Raw genomic sequence first — 17,461 nt, forward strand, 5'->3', positions numbered from 1 at the left:
CACTATAATTTCAGCATACTCCCCCAGAGTAAATTTAGACTGCGCAATAACTATGTGCGCAAACGCCCGTATTTGGTAAATTTTTAGGGGAGTATGTGTTTTTACTGGCTGCGTTCTTGCTTGATCGGCACGCGTCCGGTCGGTACTACGCTGGCGGCTTTGATGCAGTGGCCGTGCTGGTCATCAAAAAACATATGCGGCTGAAACGCCGCCAGCACCGCTGATTTATTCACGCCGCCCATGAAGAAGGTTTCGTCGATGGCGATGTTCCAGGCGCGCAGCGTGCGGATCACGCGCTCGTGTGCCGGTGAAGAGCGCGCTGTGACTAAGGCAGTGCGTAGCGGAAAAGCGCGGCCATCCGGTGTCTTGAAATTATTTTGCAGGTAAGAGAGCGCCACCAATAAACGTGCGAAAGGCCCGGCCGGTAGCGGTTGCTTGGCATTGGCGCGCTCGTGGGCTTCAAATGCTTCTATCCCTTGTTCCTGGTAGATGCGCTCAGACTCATCCGAAAAAATCACTGCGTCGCCATCGAAGGCGATGCGGATTTGTTCCAGATCGGCGGCGTTCTCAGGTAATTGATACAGCAGGGCAGAGGCCACCCCAGAATTAATCGCGGCCTGTACATCATCTTCATGCAAGGACAAAAACAGGCTGATGTTAAAGGCTTGCAGATACGGCGTCAGCGGCGCACCACCCGACAAGGCGGCGCGGCTGATGTCTAGGCCGTAGTGTTCTATCGAGTTGAAAATACGCAGAGAAGTCTCGGACGAGTTGCGCGACATGATCACCACTTCCACCAGTCTATGCCCGGGTGTGAGGCTATTGAGTTTGAGCAGAGCCTTCACCAGTGAGTAACCAGCACCAGGTTTAAGCACCGCATTTTCGTTCTCTAGCTGATGCTGGCGGTAGGCATCCAGCCCCTGATTTTGGAAGATTGCCTCTTCCGTTTCCAGATCAAACAGGGCGCGCGAAGAGATGCCGATGACGAGAAGATTGTCGAGAGAGAAGGCCATGATGAAAAGAGTAATCAGAATCCTCCAGTGTAAGGCAAAGCGCGTTTTCGTACTCGATTATCGCTTTGCTAATGCTAAGTTCAGCCCGCTATATAAAGCCCTTCTCCCGTTCGCGGGAGAAGGGTTGGGATGAGGGTAGTTCAAATTAAGCGCAATATTCGATTTTTCGTAGTGTTAAGCGTATCCGCTATTTGAAGGCAAGCGTTGCTCAATCACCCTCACCCCGGCCCTCTCCCGCCAGCGGGCGAGGGGGTTTTCATCGCTGGCTTATTTACTGACAATAGGCCGCTGCATAGGCGCCAGTTTGGCGACCAGCTTATTCGACACTGACGAGGCAATATTATTTTTCTCCATAGCGATTTGCAAGTCTTCTGCCAGCGCGTTGAAGTGGGCGTTGCTAATGCCCATGCCGTCATGGGTGGTGTACATATCGCGGCCCTGATACTTGCAAGGGCCACCAGCCAATTCGCAGAACTGATCGGCCAGCAGGGCGGCAAATTGCGCTTTGTCTAGCTTAGAAAAAAATTGATTGATGCGTTGGTCGGCCAAAATCAGCGGGATAAAATCGGCGACGATTTTATCGATACCCGCTTTTTCGCCCAGCCCCAGATACAGGGTGTTTTCGCTAGTAGTTTGAGCCTGGGCGCTGACTGCGCTGCCAGCGATGAGCGCCAGGGCGCAGAGGAGTTGGCGAATTGTCGTGTTAAAAAATGTGTGCATGTTGTGCTCTCAGAATAGGGTGGGGGCGTAAGGGACTGTGGGACTGGGCAGGACTGCACTAAATTAGAAGCCAGTCTGCAGCGATAAATACCAACCACGCTGCTTGGTTGGGTTAAAGATCGTGATGTCGCCCAGATTCACATAAGCGGCGGTGACCGAGAGATTTTTGGTCGGGAAATACGCCAAAAAGACGTCGTAATTATCCTTCTCGTTATCGACCCCTAGATTGCGTGGCTTCATACGGTATTCGGCACCGAGCACTAGTTTGCGGTTAATCAGATAGGCAGCCGAGGCTTCTAGTAGCGGCTCGTATTTATCATTTTTATCGCCGCCAAAACCGAGCAGACCCATTTGATTCGCCTTGCTTAGGCGCACTGTGGCATTGAGTAACAGGCTCTGCGCCAGATACAGTTTGGTGGCCGAGACATAGTAATCAACCCCGTTCTCACTCTTCGCACCGAGTTGCTTGACGCTGGTCACGCCCAAGGCACCCAAGCCGCCGACCGCATCATCGCGCTTGATCAGTGCGCCGACCGCGATCTGCGGCAACCAGCCAGTCTGGTCATACACCGCCTCGCCAGCCACCCGTACTTTGACGCCTAAAATATCTTGCTTGAGCTTGAGACTATCCAAAGGCGCCAGACTGCCGCTGAACTCTTGCTTGGCTAAAGAAAACTCGACCGTATCCATGATGCCGACTGCCACCCCGTAAGTCTTCAAAGTGTAGTCTTGGGTATTGATTTGGGTGTAATGGGCATTGCCACCATAACTGTCGCGACTGCCGTAGCCGGTAATCAAAGCCCAGGGCGTCAGGCCGCCACCACCCGCACCTTCAACCTGGCTGACGCCGCCGGTGGCGGTCAATTTACCCATGTCGGGCATAGCCGACACTTGCGCGCTGGCTATCTGGCATAGGGCGCTTAAGCCTGCCAGTAAAATAAATTGCGCACTTTTTTTGCTATTTTGCATGCTTTGCTCCGTCTTCATGATGTGTTGTTATCGGGGGATCTAGACAAAAAATTGTCTGCTCAGAGTGATATACGCAGGACAGCTAAAAACGGATTCAAATTTCTTAAAATAAATTGAAAATAGTTTTTAAAGAGAAAATCGCAGCAAACTTATTCAGACTTTTATTCAGACTTTTACTAAGACTATTACTAAGACTTACAGAGGGCAGGCGTGCTATTGGGGGGCATGGCGATTGCGAAAAAACCCATGCTGCTTATTTATAGCAGATATTTTTGTATAAGCTAGTCAGAAACTAGTGATCAGTTAATCATAAGCTGGCTGTTAGCCACTGATACCAGCGCAGCCGAAGCGCTCGGCCGAAGCCGCTAAACCGCAAAAAGTAGGGTGCCAATAGCCACAGGCGTATTGCACCGCTTGCGATTGCACGGCCGCTAAAGGCGATTCGCTAGGCGTAGTCGCAGGCATGGCGTGGTCGCGTAGGGTGTTTTTTTGTTTTGTGGTTGCTGATAAATGTTCAGCCTCTGTCATGCCAGACTTGATCTGGCATCCAGAATTGGGTTCCATGCCTGCCAATTTTGGATGCGCGTCTTCGAGGCGGTGTTTTTGTTTGCTGTTGCCTAGTCTTGTTTTTACTTCTGTCGTCGTTGTGCGATTGCTGGCCGGTGGTAGACCGGCAACTACATACCTTTTTTGCTTCCCCTCCATGTCAGGATAGATGTCGCCTCACTTAATATGATAAAAAGATGGAGGGCGGAAGTCAGGGTAAGATGAAACGTATTCGATATACAGCAGAACAAAGGGAATGGGCGGTTCAACAAATGATGCCCCCGTTAAACCGAGCAGTGGTGGAATTAGCAAAGGCCACGGGAATTACTACAGTGACGCTACGTGTTTGGCAGAACGTGGCGCGTGAGGAAGGAAGAATTGTGCCTGGAGATGGTAAACAAAGTGATCGCTGGTCCAGCACGGACAAATTTCGCATCGTGCTAGAGGCTGCAGCACTAAGTGAAGTAGAGCTATCGGTGTATTGCAGAACCAAAGGCGTCTATCCAGAACAAGTGACGCAATGGCGTTTAGCCTGCGAGCAGGCCAATGGACAATTGGTGCAGACTAAACCAGATGCCTCACAGACAAAACGCATTGGCGAACTGGAACGCGCCTTAAAAAAGAAAGATGCTGAGTTGGCAGAGTCGGCGGCGCTGCTTGTTTTAAGAAAAAAAGCCGAGGCGATCTGGGGGAAGGAAAAGGACGAATGATCAAAGCCCCAGATCGCCTTGAAGCCCTGACATTGATTAATGAAGCGGTTGCCGCTGGCGCGCGCCAAGACCTTGCTTGCGACATGCTGGGGTTGAGTGTGCGCACCCTACAGCGGTGGCGGCATTCACCACAAGATCGGCGGCCTGATACCATGCATCAGTGTCCTGCAAATAAGCTCAATCAAGCAGAACGTGAGGCATTGTTGGCAGCAGCTAACTGCGCCGAATACGCCAGCATGACGCCGCATCAGATTGTTCCCAAGTTGGCCGACAAAGGAATTTATCTGGCATCGGAATCGACATTTTACCGCGTCATGAAAGCAGCTAATCAAGGACAGCGAAGGGGGCGAAGTAAGAGCCCGCAGAAACGGCCATTGACAACGCATCAAGCAGATGGACCTAACCAAGTGTGGTGCTGGGATATCACCTGGCTACCAAGCACGGTCAAGGGCAGATTCTTTTATTGGTACATGATGAAAGACATCTACAGCCGTAAGCTGGTGGTCAATGAAGTGCATGAAAACGAATCGTCAGAACATGCCAGTCACTTGTTGTGGCGCGGTTGTTTGCGTGAACAAATAGCCGGCAAACCACTGGTGCTGCATTCCGACAATGGCACGGCTATGAAAGGGGCGAACATGCTCTCCGCCATGTACGATCTTGGTGTGGTTCCGTCTTTTAGCCGACCACGTGTCAGCAACGATAACGCCTACGCCGAAGCATTATTTCGTACTGCGAAGTATTGCCCGCAGTGGCCAGAACGGCCATTCGACACCTTGGAAGAAGCGCGTCTCTGGGTACATGAATTCGTCAAATGGTATAACGAAGAACATTGCCATAGCGGCTTGAAATACGTCACTCCAGATCAGCGCCATCGTGGGCAAGCAAGTGTGTTACTTCAGCAGCGTGCACAGGTCTATCAACTAGCCCGTAAAAAAAATCCTCGACGCTGGTCTGGAGAAACGAGAGATTGGACATTAGGCAGTACTGTCTACTTGAATCCTGAACGAGCTCAGATGCAAGAGAAAGATTATATGAAAGCAGCTTAATTTTAAACATTAAAGCGACAACTAGCTTGACACACACCGCTTCGCCAAAAAAGGTATGCCAAAAAAGGCGACGCAAAGTGAACTGACCCCATAAAGTTGGACAGGGAAATTGCTTATGCCATAGAGACTTGAGTTCGGTATTGGACTGGACTCAAGCCGTTTAGTTTCAACTTAATACGATCGTGATTATAGTACTGAATGTAATCTACCAAACCATCCTGAAGTTCCTCTACAGTCGTAAATTTATTTAAATGAAAATACTCTGTTTTTAGCACCGCGAAGAAACTCTCCATCGCTGCGTTATCTAAACAATTTCCCTTTCGCGACATGCTTTGCTCCACCTGATTTTGTTCAAGCAGGCGTTGGTAGGCGGGCATGCGATATTGCCAGCCCTGATCCGAATGGAGTATCAATTTATCTTTAACTTTCAGCCTAGCCAATGCCTTCTTGAGCATCTTGCTGACCATCTCAAAGACAGGTCGCTTTGACGTCTCAAAGGCAATAATTTCTCCGTTATACAAATCCATCACCGGTGAGAGATATAGTTTTTCTCCGGCTACCTTGAACTCAGTGACGTCCGTTACCCATTTTTGATTTGCCTCCTGTGCATCGAATTGGCGCTGCAAAATATTCGGTGCAGCACGTCCCACATCGCCCTTGTAGGAGCGGTATTTTTTGATTCTGACCAGTGACTTTAAGCCCAATTCCTGCATCAGCCGCTGTATGGTTTTGTGATTCACAGACGTGCCCAATTGCTGAAGTGCCGCAGTGATGCGGCGATAGCCATAACGTCCCTAGTGGCGCTCGTAAAGCGTGCGGATACTCTGCTTTAAATCCGCATACTTATCGTCCACCAGCCGCGCTTTCTGCTGATAATAAAATGTGCTGCGTGCCAGACCTGCCAACGTGAGCAGGCCTGCGATGGGGTATTGTTGCCTTAGCTCTTGCACTATTTGCGCTTTTTGATCGATGCTGTTTGCGCTTGTTGCTGAACTAAGGCTTTCAACTTTTTTAGGTAGGCGTTCTCCATGCGCAGGTACTTTACCTCGGCCAGTAAATCTTCATGGGTTCGCTGGTCTTCTACGTCAATGGATGCGGGTGGTTTTTTAGTAGCGTCCGTTGTCATGATCTTGGGTGGTGCAGATTTGCGTGGAGTAAGGGCCTCAATGCCGCCGCTATCATAATGCTGTTCCCAGATGCGAAGACGACCTGGACCACGAATATCGAACAAGAGCTCCGTTTGAGTGTAAGAGAGCTGATGCTTCCACATGTGTTGCAAGACAGAGAGCTTAAACTGCGCGTCGTAATGACTGTACTTTTTATCTAGACCGTCTGCGCCACGCAAACGATACATGGCAACCCATCTGGCCAACACTGAATGTGCCAGATCGTAGCATTTTGCGACATCTTTTAAACCAGCCGCCCCCGTTAAATAGTGTTCAACAACGGATACTTTGAATTGCTTTGTGTACTTACTCATGAAATACCCCAATAGTTTGGATTGATGTCCAACTTTATGGGGTCAGTTCAAAGTCGCTGTCCCTGCGGGATACCCAATTGTGCAGGTCGTAAAATGGGAAATGAAGCAAACTCGCTGCGCTCAGACAAGCTTCACTTCTAATCCATTTTCCGCCCCGCACAATTGGCAGCGCCACATGCGAATTCGATTCAAAAGCAAAGTCAAAAGCCAATTCAAAAGCCACGTCAAAAGCAGCCCGGTAGGTGCGATTAGCGTAGCGTAATCGCACGCAGGTCATTGCGCCGTAGTGCATTTAAAACCGACCCGGCCATCACGCATATTCTATGCGGCCTACAGACCTATGTGCTTGAAGAAGCGCATGGAATATGCGCACTGGCAGGGCGGGGTAGCTGCAAGCAAAATTCGATACGGCACAGCATGCGTACGATTACGCTGCACTAATCGTACCTACGTGGACTTACGGAGAAGAGGACGTCGCACTACGGATGTGTTGACCTTCGCCTTCCGCATGTGGCGCTGCCGCTTGTGCATGGCAGAAAATGGATTAGAAATGAAGCTGTCTGAGCCGCAGGCGAGTTTGCTTCATTTCCCATTTTTTGACCTGCACAGGCGGGAACCCGCAGGGCAGCGACTTTGCGTCGCCTTCTTTTGCTTCCATTTCTTGGCGAAGCAAGAAAAGGGAGTAGCCGCCGGTCTACCACCGGCCAGCAATCGCACAACAACGACAGAAGTACAAACAAGACCAGGTCACAGAAAACCAAAAACAGCATGCCGCCATCACGCATATCCCATGCGCCTTGCAGGCCAGTATGCTTGAAGAAGCGCATGGAATATGCGCAGTGGCCGTGCCTGCATTTGAAATTGCATGCGGCGCAAGCGATGAACTCCTATACGCCTTACTGGCTTATGTATTGATTGCTGCGTATCGGCAGGATGTGTTCACACCGGTAGGGTGCGCCATGCGCACCGCTGGCGCGAGACCAACAGCAGGTAAATTCGGCAAGCGGTGCATTAAATGGTGCGCATGGCGCACCCTAGGCTTGATTGATGAAGCACAATTACATGTCAAATTACTAGCAATGCAGAAAGCGTATCGCTTACAATCTCCAGCGTGGCCGCCGCTGAGGCGGTTTAGGCCAACAAAGTTCATCCGCCGCAAGCAGCTCGCGGATTTTATTTTTGCGTTCCGATGCGGCGGATAAACGCTATTCGTTAGAAGAAACAAGCAATATGACTCCGCTGAGAAGAATCAAAAAAAGAAATTCAGCTATTAAGCGTATCGCAGATCTGGACCAGAGGAGTGACGCCTGCGTAATAATTCACTATTCGTGTGAATCTTTCTACGACAAAACTGATGGTAAAACGCCTCGAGTTACTTCCATTGCCGTTCGAAATTTCGCGTCCGGTCAAACCGACTCGTTTTCGATTCACAAAATCGCAGAGCAGCAGAAAGTGGACTTTTCAAATATAGAGTCAAACTACGATACGTTGGAAAAGGAAATGCTCGCTGAGTTCTACGCGCATGTTGCCAAAACAAAACATTGCACGTGGATTCATTGGAATATGCGAGACATTAATTACGGATTCCCAGCAATTGAACATAGATTCAAGGTGCTCGGAGGAATTCCTGTAGAAATACCCGAAGAGCGAAAGTTTGATCTCGCTCGCGCATTGATAGATGTATTTGGGGTTAAATACATTAGCCACCCAAGGTTCGAGAACTTAATCAATCTTAACAAGATGACCGCTCGAGATTTTCTCGTTGGTAAGGCAGAGGCTGAAGCATTCATAAGCAAGGAATTCGTGAAGCTACATCAATCAACCCTGAGAAAAGCTGACATCATGGCCAACATATTCGAGCGCCTCTCTGATGGAAGCTTGAAAACTAATGCAAAGTGGAAAGACATATACGGCCTCTCGGTTGAATCGGTTGTCACATATATCAAGCAGCACTGGATAATTTCTCTAATCGGCATCATTTCTACTGCAGTTGGCCTTGTTGCCAAACTGGCGGGTTTCATCTAATCAATCATCCCATTGGACGCTGCGCGATAAAGCTGCCCAAAGCAGGTGAATTCAAACGATAAAATACCTAAAGCCCACCCAATCTCACCCCACAACGGAGTGAGACCCTCCCCCCCACCTTAGCCCAAGCGCAGCCAACTTCCTTTGAAGATAATCGGGCCGCTAGGTTTTTCCGGGTTGCCGGAGCCCCCTTTTGGTTCTAGGCTTATAGCCAGTAAAGGTATGTTTTCTGGAGTTAGCTTGTCTGGCAAGGCTAGGCTGATGGTGTTATTCACGCTGCCATCGGGATTGCGGCTCGGTGCTTTGCTGGCGACCAGTGTGTTGGCGACTAAGCCCAGCGATTTGACCTTGCCGTCTTTGGCCACTGCCCATAATTCCAAACTCTTATCGGCGGGGATCGCTTGTGCAGTGACGAAGCGCACCAGTAATTGGCGCTTCTTGCTGTCGCTAGAGATTACCGCTACGGCTTGCGATTTTTCATCGCTTAGGGTGGCAACATAATTATTGCTTGGCAGATTGAGCTCGGTTTGTTTGCTCAGCAAGGCCGAGACCAGCACCAGCGCGGTGGTGGTCGAGACCATGCCCAGGCCGCGCCAAAAGCTTAAGTCTTCGCGTAGATTGCGCCAATAGGCCCAGCGGTCTGGCTGTAGTTTTAGGCGTTGCGTCAGTGCTTGCCAGACGCTGGCTGGCGCTGCTGTGGCGCTAGAAAATTCTGCCATCGGCATCAGATTCGCTTGCCATTCTCTGACCACTTGATGCAAGGCGGCGTCTTGCTGCATCCAGCTTTCAAAGCGGCGTCTGGCAGCGCCGCGCAGCGTGCCTAAGACATATTCGGCTGCTAGTTTTTGCTGCAGCAGGGGCTTATCTTTGAAGTTCATGCCAGCTCCCTTTTGACTAAGCAAGTGCGCAGCCTATCTAGCCCACGGCGTATCCAGGTTTTGACTGTGCCCATCGGTAATTGCATTTGCTCGGCCACTTCGCTGTGAGATAAATCGTGATAAAAGGCCAGTGCCATGGCCTGCCTGTGTAAGCCTTCAAGACGCGACATGCAATTGGCCAGGGCTTTGGCGTCCTGGCTCAGTTCTAAGGCTTGCAGCGGGCTGGCGTCCGCGCTTTCTAGCGCGCTCATGATCTCGGGATCAAAATACTCTGCGTCGATTTCCAGCTCGTAGTGCTGGCCGTTATTGAGTTTGCGTAATAAATCAAAGGCACGATTGCGCACTATCGTGGTCATCCAGGTCATCGGTGCCGCCAGACTGGATTGATAGCTGCTGGCATTGTTCCAGATGCTGACAAAGCTCTCTTGCAAGACTTCTTCGGCCAGTTCGCGCTTTTGCAAAATGCGCAGCACGAAGCCAAATAATTTCGGTGAACTCGCTTCATACAGGGCGCGAAACGCCTGGCTATCCTGGCGCGCTACGGCCATCAGCCAGATGTGCATCTGGCCTGGGTCTAGGGTCTGATTATTTGCATTGCTCGACATGATTAGCTCTCTCTGGATGGTGGCAAAATACTGCGCGCCGCAAGCTCATTTGCATCGTTGGCATTTTACCTTTAGCCATCGCTCATGGGGCGTATATTGTTAAAGTGTTTGGTTTCAGTGATTGACTGAGTAAAGTCTGGTGCGCATTGCGCATTGCGATGCGCACCAGACTTTAGCGTATCAAATTAATTGAGCTTATTTTGGCAGTAAGACCGTATCGATGACATTGATGACACCATTCGATTGCACCACATCGTAAGTGCTGATATTGGCAGTGTGGCCGCTCTCATCCATGATGCTGATGTTGTGCTTGCCGTTCATCATCAGCTTGACCTTGCCGCCGCTAACGGTGTCTAATTCGGCCACGCCTTTGTGCTGTTTGATTTCTTGCGCCATCGTCATGAAATCATATTTGCCTGCCACCACGTGATAGGTCAAGACCTTGCTCAAACTAGGTTTATTCTCAGGCTTGAGCAGGGTTTCGACTGTGCCGGGCGGTAGTTTTTGGAAGGCGGCATTGGTAGGCGCAAACACAGTAAATGGGCCTTTGCCTTTGAGCGTATTGACCAGATCGGCGGCTTTGACAGCGGCCACCAGCGTGGTGTGATCGGCCGAATTGACGGCGTTATCGATGATGTCTTTACCTGGCAGCATACTTTGGCCACCCACCATGACATCGGCAAATGAGACTGTGGCGGTGAGAGCGAGGGCGGATAAAACGAGAGCAGAGCTAAATGAACGCATGATGTTTCCTATAAGTTGGCATTGTTTGCAGAGTTTGCCAAGTGATATACGGCGGGCGTTTGAGTTTGGATTCAATTATTTTGATGGGATGTGAAAATTTCTTGAAGGGGGGATAGGATGCGCAGCAGTGGCGTGTTTACTTGATGGTGTTTTTACTTCAGCGCGTAGGTGCGATTAGCAAAGCGTAATCGCACACCCGTCGCTATGCCGTAAGCTATTTAATGGCGACACTGTCATTGTGTATGCTTGCGCGTTTGCCTGGCCTTGTTTTAATTTTTGTCGTAGTTGTAAGATTGCAGGCCGGTGGTAGACCGGCGGCTAGCCACCTTTTTTGCTTCGCCAAAAAAGGTGGCCCAAAAAAGGCGACGCAAAGTCGCTGTCCCTGCGGGATACCCAATTGTGCAGGTCGTAAAATGGGAAATGAAGCAAACTCGCTGCGCTCAGACAGCTTCACTTCTGATCCATTTTCCGCCCCGCACAATTGGCAGCGCCACATGCGAATTCTAGTCAAAAGCAGAGTCAAAAGCCAAGTCAAAAGCAGCACGGTAGGTGCGATTAGCGTAGCGTAATCGCACGCAGGTCATTGCGCCGTAGTGCATATAAAACCGACCCGGCCATCACGCATATCCCATGCGGCTCGCAGGCCAATGTGCTTGAAGAAGCGCATGGAATATGGGCAGTGGCAGGGCGGGGTTGGCGGCAAATAGAACTCGATTAAGCACAGCATGCGTACGATTACGCTGCGCTAATCGTACCTACGCGGGATTACGGAGAGGCTGCAGTCGCACTACGGATGTGTTGACCTTCGCCTTCCGCATGTGGCGCTGCCGCTTGTGCTGGGCAGAAAATGGATTAGAAATGAAGCTGTTTGAGCGTAGCGAGTTTGCTTCGTTTCCCATTTTTTGACCTGCACAGGCGGGTACCCGCAGGGCAGCGACTTTGCGTCGCCTTCTTTTGCTTCCGTTTCTTGGCGAAGCAAGAAAAGGGAGTAGCTGCCGGTCTACCACCGGCCAGCAATCGCACAGCTACGACAGAAATATAAACAAGACCAAGCCACAGCAAATCAAAAACAGCATGCCGCCAACGCGCATATTCCATGCGCCTTGCAGGCCAGTATGCTTGAAGAAGCGCATGGAATATGCGCAGTGGCGTTGCCTGTATTTGAAATTTCATGCGGCGCAATACGCCTGTGACGATTTACGCTCTATGTACAGATTGCGGCTAACCGGCTTGATGGCTTACTCGAGGTGACACAGTTACATGTCAAATTACTAGTAATACAGAAAGCGTATCGCTTACAATCTCCAGCGTGGCCGCTAAGACGGCGGTTTAACTCGGTAGGTTGGGCTACAAAGCCCAACAGCTATTCATGCACTAAAAAAGACGTTGGGCTGATACAGCTTTAGCCCAACCTACGCGCTTTGGCCGCCCACCATGACATCGGCAAATGAGACTGTAGCGGTGAGAGCGAGGGCGGATAAAACGAGAGCAGAGCTAAATGAACGCATGATGTTTCCTATAAGTTGGCATTGTTTGCAGAGTTTGCCAAGTGATATACGGCGGGCGTTTGAGTTTGGATTCAATTATTTTGATGGGATGTGAAAATTTTTTGTAGGGGGGGATAGGATGCGCAGCAGTGGCGCGTTGGCCTGGTGGTGTTTTTACTTCAGCGCGTAGGTGCGATTAGCAAAGCGTAATCGCACAACCGTCGCTATGCCGTAAGCTATTTAATGCCGACACTGTCATTGGGTATGCTTGCGGGTTGCGGGTTGCGAGTTGCGCGTTTGCCGGGTGGTGTTTTTACTTCTGTGGTTGTTGTGCGATTGCTGGCCGGTCTACCACCGGCCAGCAATCCCACACCAACGACAGAAATATAAACAAGACCAGGCCACAGCAAACCAAAAACAGCATGCCGCCAACGCGCATATTCCATGCGCCCTGCAGGCCAATGTGCTTGAAGAAGCGCATGGAATATGCGCAGTGGCCTTGCCCGTATTTGAAATTTCAAACCCTAGCCAAAGATTTAAGCTGGCCGTCTTTGGCTATCGTAGCTAGTCGGGTTTTTAAATCTCACTCAAGTTTGCCGTCGCAAATTTCTGATAAGTTTTTAGCCTATGCGCAATTCAGTCTCAGGGTCAAACAATACCGCTTTGGACAGATCAAACGCCAAATTCATGCGCTGGCCCGGTGCGGCTTCTGCCCGTGGATGGGTGCGGCAGGTGGCGCGTATGCCGTTGATCCAGGTGAAGGCGATGGTGTCGGGGCCGGTTGGTTCGGTCAGTTCTATCATGCAATCGACTTCGCTAGGGTGGTAGCCGTCCGGGGTTTCGGCGCGGCGCGCGCTGAGGGCGTCGGTGACGTGCTCGGGGCGTATGCCTAGAATAATTTCTTTATCTTGCCAGGCGCTGAGTTTGGATAAGTCGCTGGCGTCTGCTGGCAGCGGCAGCAGAGTGGTGCGTTCGCCGTGCAGTAAAGTAAAGGCTAGGCCGCCACCGTGGGCAATCAATTTTCCGCGCAGAAAATTCATCGATGGCGAGCCTATGAAGCCTGCCACAAACAGATTATTCGGTGCGTCATAAATCTCTTGCGGGCTGCCAAATTGCTGTACCACGCCGTCTTTCATGACGGCGATCTTGTCGCCCAGGGTCATGGCCTCGATCTGATCGTGCGTTACGTAGACGATGGTGGTGCCCAGACGTTGGTGCATGAGTTTGATCTCGGCGCGCATTTCTACGCGCAGCTTGGCATCGAGATTTGATAGCGGCTCGTCAAATAAAAACAGAGCAGGGTCACGGGCGATGGCGCGCCCCATGGCTACCCGCTGGCGCTGTCCGCCCGACAGTTGTGCCGGTTTTCTATCGAGCAGATGCGTCATTTGTAGAGTCTCGGCGACGCGGCTGACGATTTGCTCTTGTTCGTCTTTAGGGACTTTTCTGATACCCAGGCCGAAAGAGATATTCTCTCTCACCGTCATGGTCGGATACAGCGCGTAAGACTGGAACACCATCGCGATGTCGCGCGATTTGGGTGGGATATTGTTGACGCACTGGTTGCCGATCAGGATTTGGCCTTCCGAGACAGTTTCCAGACCGGCGATCATATTGAGTAAGGTCGATTTGCCGCAACCGGAACCGCCCACCAGAATTAGAAACTGGCCATCTTCGATTTCCAGATCGATGCCCTTGAGGATTTCTGCGCCATTTGGATACACCTTGCGCACATTGCGAATTGATAAGCTTGCCATTTGATTTCCTTGAATGTTCTGCCTTGCCCGGGCCTTTGCTGCCCTGGGTGTCTAAATTTTTTCGGGGCTTGAAGCTAGCTCAGCCTTAGCCTTTGACTGCACCGGCGGTCAGACCTCGTACAAAATATTTACCAGCCACCAGATACAGCCCCAGCGTCGGCAGCGCGGCGATAATCGCAGAGGCCATATTCACGTTGTATTCGGTGACGCCAGTCGAGGTGTTGACCAGGTTATTGAGTGCCACGGTGACCGGTTGTGCATCCGAGCCGCCAAACACCACGCCGAACAGGAAGTCGTTCCAGATCTGGGTAAATTGCCAGATAAAGCAAACCATAAAGATAGGTAAGGACAATGGGAAAATAATCCGGCGGTAAATCATGAAAAAACCTGCGCCATCGATGCGCGCCGCATTCACCAGTTCTTCCGGTACCGAGACATAATAGTTACGGAAAAACAGGGTGGTAAATGCCATGCCGTAGATGATGTGCACCAGGATCAGACCTGAAGTGGTATTGGCTAAATTGAGCATGCCCAGCACTCTTGCCATCGGCAATATCACGACCTGAAACGGAATGAAACAGCCGACCATCAAGGCCGTAAACACGATGTGCGAACCGCGAAACTTCCAGTGCGCCAGTACATAGCCGTTGACCGAGCCTATCAGGCTAGAGATGATGACGGCTGGTACTGCCATCTTCACCGAGTTCCAGAAGTAGGGTGCAAGGCCTTCGCAGGTGACGCCGGTACACGCCGTACCCCAGGCCTTGGACCAGGCATAGGTGCTGGGGTTGAGCGGGATACTGAGCAAATTACCGCTGCGGATTTCATCTAAAGATTTGACCGAGGTGGTCAGCATCACATACAAGGGGGCCAGATAATACAAGGCACATAGGATGAGTAAGACGTAGATCAGCACGCGTCCAAGGCTGAGGCCGGTACTAAATTGCGGGCTAGTGGGTGATGTTTGATTAGCGGCCATGAGCGGCTCCTTTGGTTTCCATATACATCAGGGGTACCAGCACGGCTAACACGGTGGCCAGCATCATCATGGCCGATGCGGCTCCCAGACCTAACTGGCCGCGGGTGAATGAAAATTGATACATAAAAATGGCGGGGACGTCGGACGAGGTGCCGGGGCCGCCGGCAGTCAAGGCCATCACCAGATCGAAACTCTTAATCGCGATATGCGCCAGTACCAGCAGTACGCTAAAAAATACCGGACGCAGCGAAGGGATGACGATGCGGCGATAAATGGTCGGTAAGCTGGCACCATCGACCATAGCGGCCTTGATGATGCTGTCATCGACACCGCGCAAACCAGCTAAGAATAAGGCCATGACAAAACCTGATGATTGCCAGACACCGGCGATGACGACGGTGTAGATCGCCATATCCGAGTCCACCAGCCAGTCGAAACTAAAATTTTTGTAGCCCCAGTCGTGCATGAGTTTTTCTAAGCCCAAGCCGGGGTTGAGTATCCATTTCCAGGCGGCGCCGGTGACGATGAAGGACAGCGCCATCGGGTACAGATAGATGGCGCGCAATGCGCCTTCGGCACGGATTTTTTGATCCAGTAACACTGCCATCAGCAGGCCGGTGATCAGGCAAAACAGGATAAATAGTCCGCCGAAAATACCCAGGTTGGCTGCGGCGACCCACCAGCGGTCGATTTCAAATAAGGCGGCGTATTGGGAGAAACCGGCGAACTCGTAGTTCGGCATCATGCGCGACTCGGTCAATGACAGATAGGCGGTCAGGGCGATGAAGCCGTAGACAAAAATCAGTGAAGCAATAATCGTTGGGGATAACACCAGGCGCGGTAGCCAGATGTCAGCCAGTGCGGCAAATTGCGACGACGTGCTTTTGCCGGTGGCGGCGTTGGTGCGCGAGGGTGGCTTTGTGCCAGAAGGTTTAATCACCTTGCTGGCCGTGTTGGCCTCGTTGGTAGTGCGTAATGCAGACATCGTAAATCTCCAGAAACCGGTCATCAGATCTCACGCTGCGGCCTTGCTGCTGCCACAGAGTGAGACTGTGAGCGCCACGGCCACCGTTGCGGCCGTGGCGCTCAACTTATTTGCTATTACTTGCCAATTACTTGGCTTTTGCCGCTTTCGCCAAGGCCAATACTGCGGCTTGTGGCGTCATGGATGAGTTCATGAATTTAGCGATGACATCCTGGAAGGCACCCGCTTTGGCGGAGTCGATTGCCATGCCATGCGCAAAGCTCGGTACCAATCCGCCGTTCTTGCTAGTGGCATCCATGTCGTCCATAGACTTGATGGCGCAGCTGTCAAACTTGGCGCGCGAGACACCGGCGCGTGCCGGAATCGAGCCCTTGTTGAGGTTAAACACCTCTTGAAATTCAGGGCTCATGATGGCACCGGCCAAAACTAACTGAGATTTTTGCTCTTCGGCGCTTTTTACTTTAAACATTGTCATAGAATCGATGTTGAAGGTAAAAGCCTTGTCGGTGCCAGGTGCTGGCATGCACAAATAGTCTTTGCCTGGCTGTTTGCCAGCGGCGGTAAATTCGCCTTTAGCCCAGTCGCCCATGAATTGCATACCGGCCTTGCCGTTGATGATCATGGCGGTGGCCAGATTCCAATCGCGTCCGGCAGCGTCTTTGTCGATGTAAGTCTTGATCTTGGCCAGGGTTTCAAAGGTCTTGATCATGGTTGGGCCAGTTAAGCTGGCAGGGTCGAGTTGTACGATGGCTTTTTTGTAAAAATCTGCACCACCGACGCCCAATGCGACCGATTCAAATACGGTGGCGTCTTGCCAAGGCTGGCCGCCATGCGCTACCGCGATCATGCCGGCTTTTTTGATCTTGTCGGCAGCATCAAAAAATTCAACAAAATTAGTCGGCGCTTTGGCACCGGCTTTTGCCAGAACTTCCGGATTGATCCACAACCAGTTAACACGGTGGACGTTGACCGGTGCTGCAACGTAATGGCCTTGATACTTCATCACATTGGAGACGACTTTAGGTAAGTTCGCTTCCCATTTGCCTTCGGTAGCTGCCGCGTCGATGTTAGCCAGCACGCCTTCCTTGCCCCATTCCTGAATAGATGGGCCCTTGATCTGTGCCGCAGTTGGTGCACTACCGGCAATTACGCGTGCTTTTAAGGCCGTCATGGCGTTTTCACCGCCACCGCCTGCCACTGCGAAATCTTTCCAGTTGATGCCCTTGGCTTCCATCATTTTTTTTAATTCTGCAACGGACTTGGCTTCACCGCCTGAGGTCCAGTAATGCAGAACTTCTACTTCGGCCGCTTGCGCGCTGACGACAGGTAGCGCTACTGCGATAGTGGCGAGGGCTGCCAGGGTTACTTGTACGCTTAATTTGATTTTCATTTTGTCTTCTCCAGGATAGGTAGAATAATTTTGTTGTTGCGCCAAAAATAGTGCGTTCTGTGTCAGCACTATGGCTGACACAGAGGCCTAGATCAGTGGATTACGTGGATTAAGTGGATTAAGT

General features: G+C 51.2%; 16 protein-coding genes and 2 pseudogenes. 3 read left to right on the forward strand and 15 right to left on the reverse strand.

The window, feature by feature from the left end; genetic code table 11:
- Positions 1-101 precede the first annotated feature (101 nt).
- From EJN92_RS15720 to EJN92_RS15735, 4 genes are all read right to left on the reverse strand, one after another.
- The gene (locus tag EJN92_RS15720; protein WP_126128688.1) at positions 102-1,013 is read right to left on the reverse strand and encodes a 5'-nucleotidase; all 912 of its coding nucleotides are present in this window, start codon (positions 1,011-1,013) and stop codon (positions 102-104) included.
- A 267-nt stretch (positions 1,014-1,280) separates the two neighbouring features.
- Entirely contained in the window at positions 1,281-1,733 is a 453-nt protein-coding gene (locus EJN92_RS15725) for a group I truncated hemoglobin (RefSeq protein WP_126128689.1), read from the reverse strand.
- A 63-nt stretch (positions 1,734-1,796) separates the two neighbouring features.
- A complete protein-coding gene (locus EJN92_RS15730; RefSeq protein WP_227869840.1) occupies positions 1,797-2,615 on the reverse strand; it encodes a DUF3034 family protein in 819 nt (272 codons plus the stop codon).
- Between the two features lie 408 nt (positions 2,616-3,023).
- Positions 3,024-3,407 carry a hypothetical protein gene (locus tag EJN92_RS15735; protein ID WP_126128691.1) on the reverse strand — a complete coding sequence of 128 codons (384 nt, stop codon included), beginning with the start codon at positions 3,405-3,407 and terminating at the stop codon, positions 3,024-3,026.
- Between the two features lie 62 nt (positions 3,408-3,469).
- Here EJN92_RS15735 and EJN92_RS15740 point away from each other — a divergent pair.
- A pseudogene (locus EJN92_RS15740) lies at positions 3,470-5,007 on the forward strand (IS3 family transposase).
- 113 nt (positions 5,008-5,120) lie between these two features.
- Here EJN92_RS15740 and EJN92_RS15745 read toward each other — a convergent pair.
- Positions 5,121-6,487: pseudogene (locus EJN92_RS15745) on the reverse strand (IS3 family transposase).
- A gap of 34 nt (positions 6,488-6,521) precedes the next feature.
- Positions 6,522-6,779 carry a hypothetical protein gene (locus tag EJN92_RS15750; RefSeq protein WP_126128692.1) on the reverse strand — a complete coding sequence of 86 codons (258 nt, stop codon included), beginning with the start codon at positions 6,777-6,779 and terminating at the stop codon, positions 6,522-6,524.
- Positions 6,780-7,296: 517 nt separating this feature from the next.
- Here EJN92_RS15750 and EJN92_RS15755 point away from each other — a divergent pair.
- Positions 7,297-7,689 (forward strand): hypothetical protein, encoded by a 393-nt coding sequence (locus EJN92_RS15755; protein WP_126128693.1) that lies wholly within the window; start codon positions 7,297-7,299, stop codon positions 7,687-7,689.
- Entirely contained in the window at positions 7,667-8,512 is an 846-nt protein-coding gene (locus EJN92_RS15760; RefSeq protein ID WP_227869576.1) for a hypothetical protein, read from the forward strand. Before EJN92_RS15755 ends, EJN92_RS15760 begins: the two co-directional genes overlap by 23 nt.
- Before the next feature lie 119 nt (positions 8,513-8,631).
- On the opposite strand, the gene EJN92_RS15765 is transcribed toward EJN92_RS15760, so the two are convergent.
- From EJN92_RS15765 to EJN92_RS15805, 9 genes are all read right to left on the reverse strand, one after another.
- On the reverse strand, positions 8,632-9,390 hold the full coding sequence (locus tag EJN92_RS15765; RefSeq protein ID WP_126128694.1) for an anti-sigma factor: 759 nt from the start codon (positions 9,388-9,390) through the stop codon (positions 8,632-8,634).
- Entirely contained in the window at positions 9,387-9,995 is a 609-nt protein-coding gene (locus EJN92_RS15770; protein WP_126128695.1) for a sigma-70 family RNA polymerase sigma factor, read from the reverse strand. The genes EJN92_RS15765 and EJN92_RS15770 overlap by 4 nt, the downstream gene beginning before the upstream one ends.
- Before the next feature lie 195 nt (positions 9,996-10,190).
- The gene (locus EJN92_RS15775) at positions 10,191-10,739 is read right to left on the reverse strand and encodes a fasciclin domain-containing protein (protein ID WP_126128696.1); all 549 of its coding nucleotides are present in this window, start codon (positions 10,737-10,739) and stop codon (positions 10,191-10,193) included.
- Positions 10,740-11,591: 852 nt separating this feature from the next.
- Positions 11,592-11,912 (reverse strand): hypothetical protein, encoded by a 321-nt coding sequence (locus tag EJN92_RS15780; protein ID WP_126128697.1) that lies wholly within the window; start codon positions 11,910-11,912, stop codon positions 11,592-11,594.
- A 550-nt stretch (positions 11,913-12,462) separates the two neighbouring features.
- Positions 12,463-12,672, reverse strand: coding sequence for a hypothetical protein (locus tag EJN92_RS15785; RefSeq protein WP_126128698.1), 210 nt, complete (start codon positions 12,670-12,672; stop codon positions 12,463-12,465).
- Positions 12,673-12,846: 174 nt separating this feature from the next.
- The gene (locus EJN92_RS15790; protein WP_126128699.1) at positions 12,847-13,983 is read right to left on the reverse strand and encodes an ABC transporter ATP-binding protein; all 1,137 of its coding nucleotides are present in this window, start codon (positions 13,981-13,983) and stop codon (positions 12,847-12,849) included.
- 85 nt (positions 13,984-14,068) lie between these two features.
- On the reverse strand, positions 14,069-14,962 hold the full coding sequence (locus EJN92_RS15795; RefSeq protein ID WP_126128700.1) for a carbohydrate ABC transporter permease: 894 nt from the start codon (positions 14,960-14,962) through the stop codon (positions 14,069-14,071).
- Complete coding sequence (locus EJN92_RS15800) at positions 14,952-15,947, reverse strand: carbohydrate ABC transporter permease (protein ID WP_126128701.1); 996 nt, start codon at positions 15,945-15,947, stop codon at positions 14,952-14,954. Before EJN92_RS15800 ends, EJN92_RS15795 begins: the two co-directional genes overlap by 11 nt.
- Positions 15,948-16,074: 127 nt before the next feature.
- The gene (locus EJN92_RS15805) at positions 16,075-17,337 is read right to left on the reverse strand and encodes an ABC transporter substrate-binding protein (RefSeq protein WP_126128702.1); all 1,263 of its coding nucleotides are present in this window, start codon (positions 17,335-17,337) and stop codon (positions 16,075-16,077) included.
- Positions 17,338-17,461: the final 124 nt, after the last annotated feature.

This window comes from Undibacterium parvum (assembly GCF_003955735.1).
Classification (GTDB): domain Bacteria; phylum Pseudomonadota; class Gammaproteobacteria; order Burkholderiales; family Burkholderiaceae_D; genus Undibacterium; species Undibacterium parvum.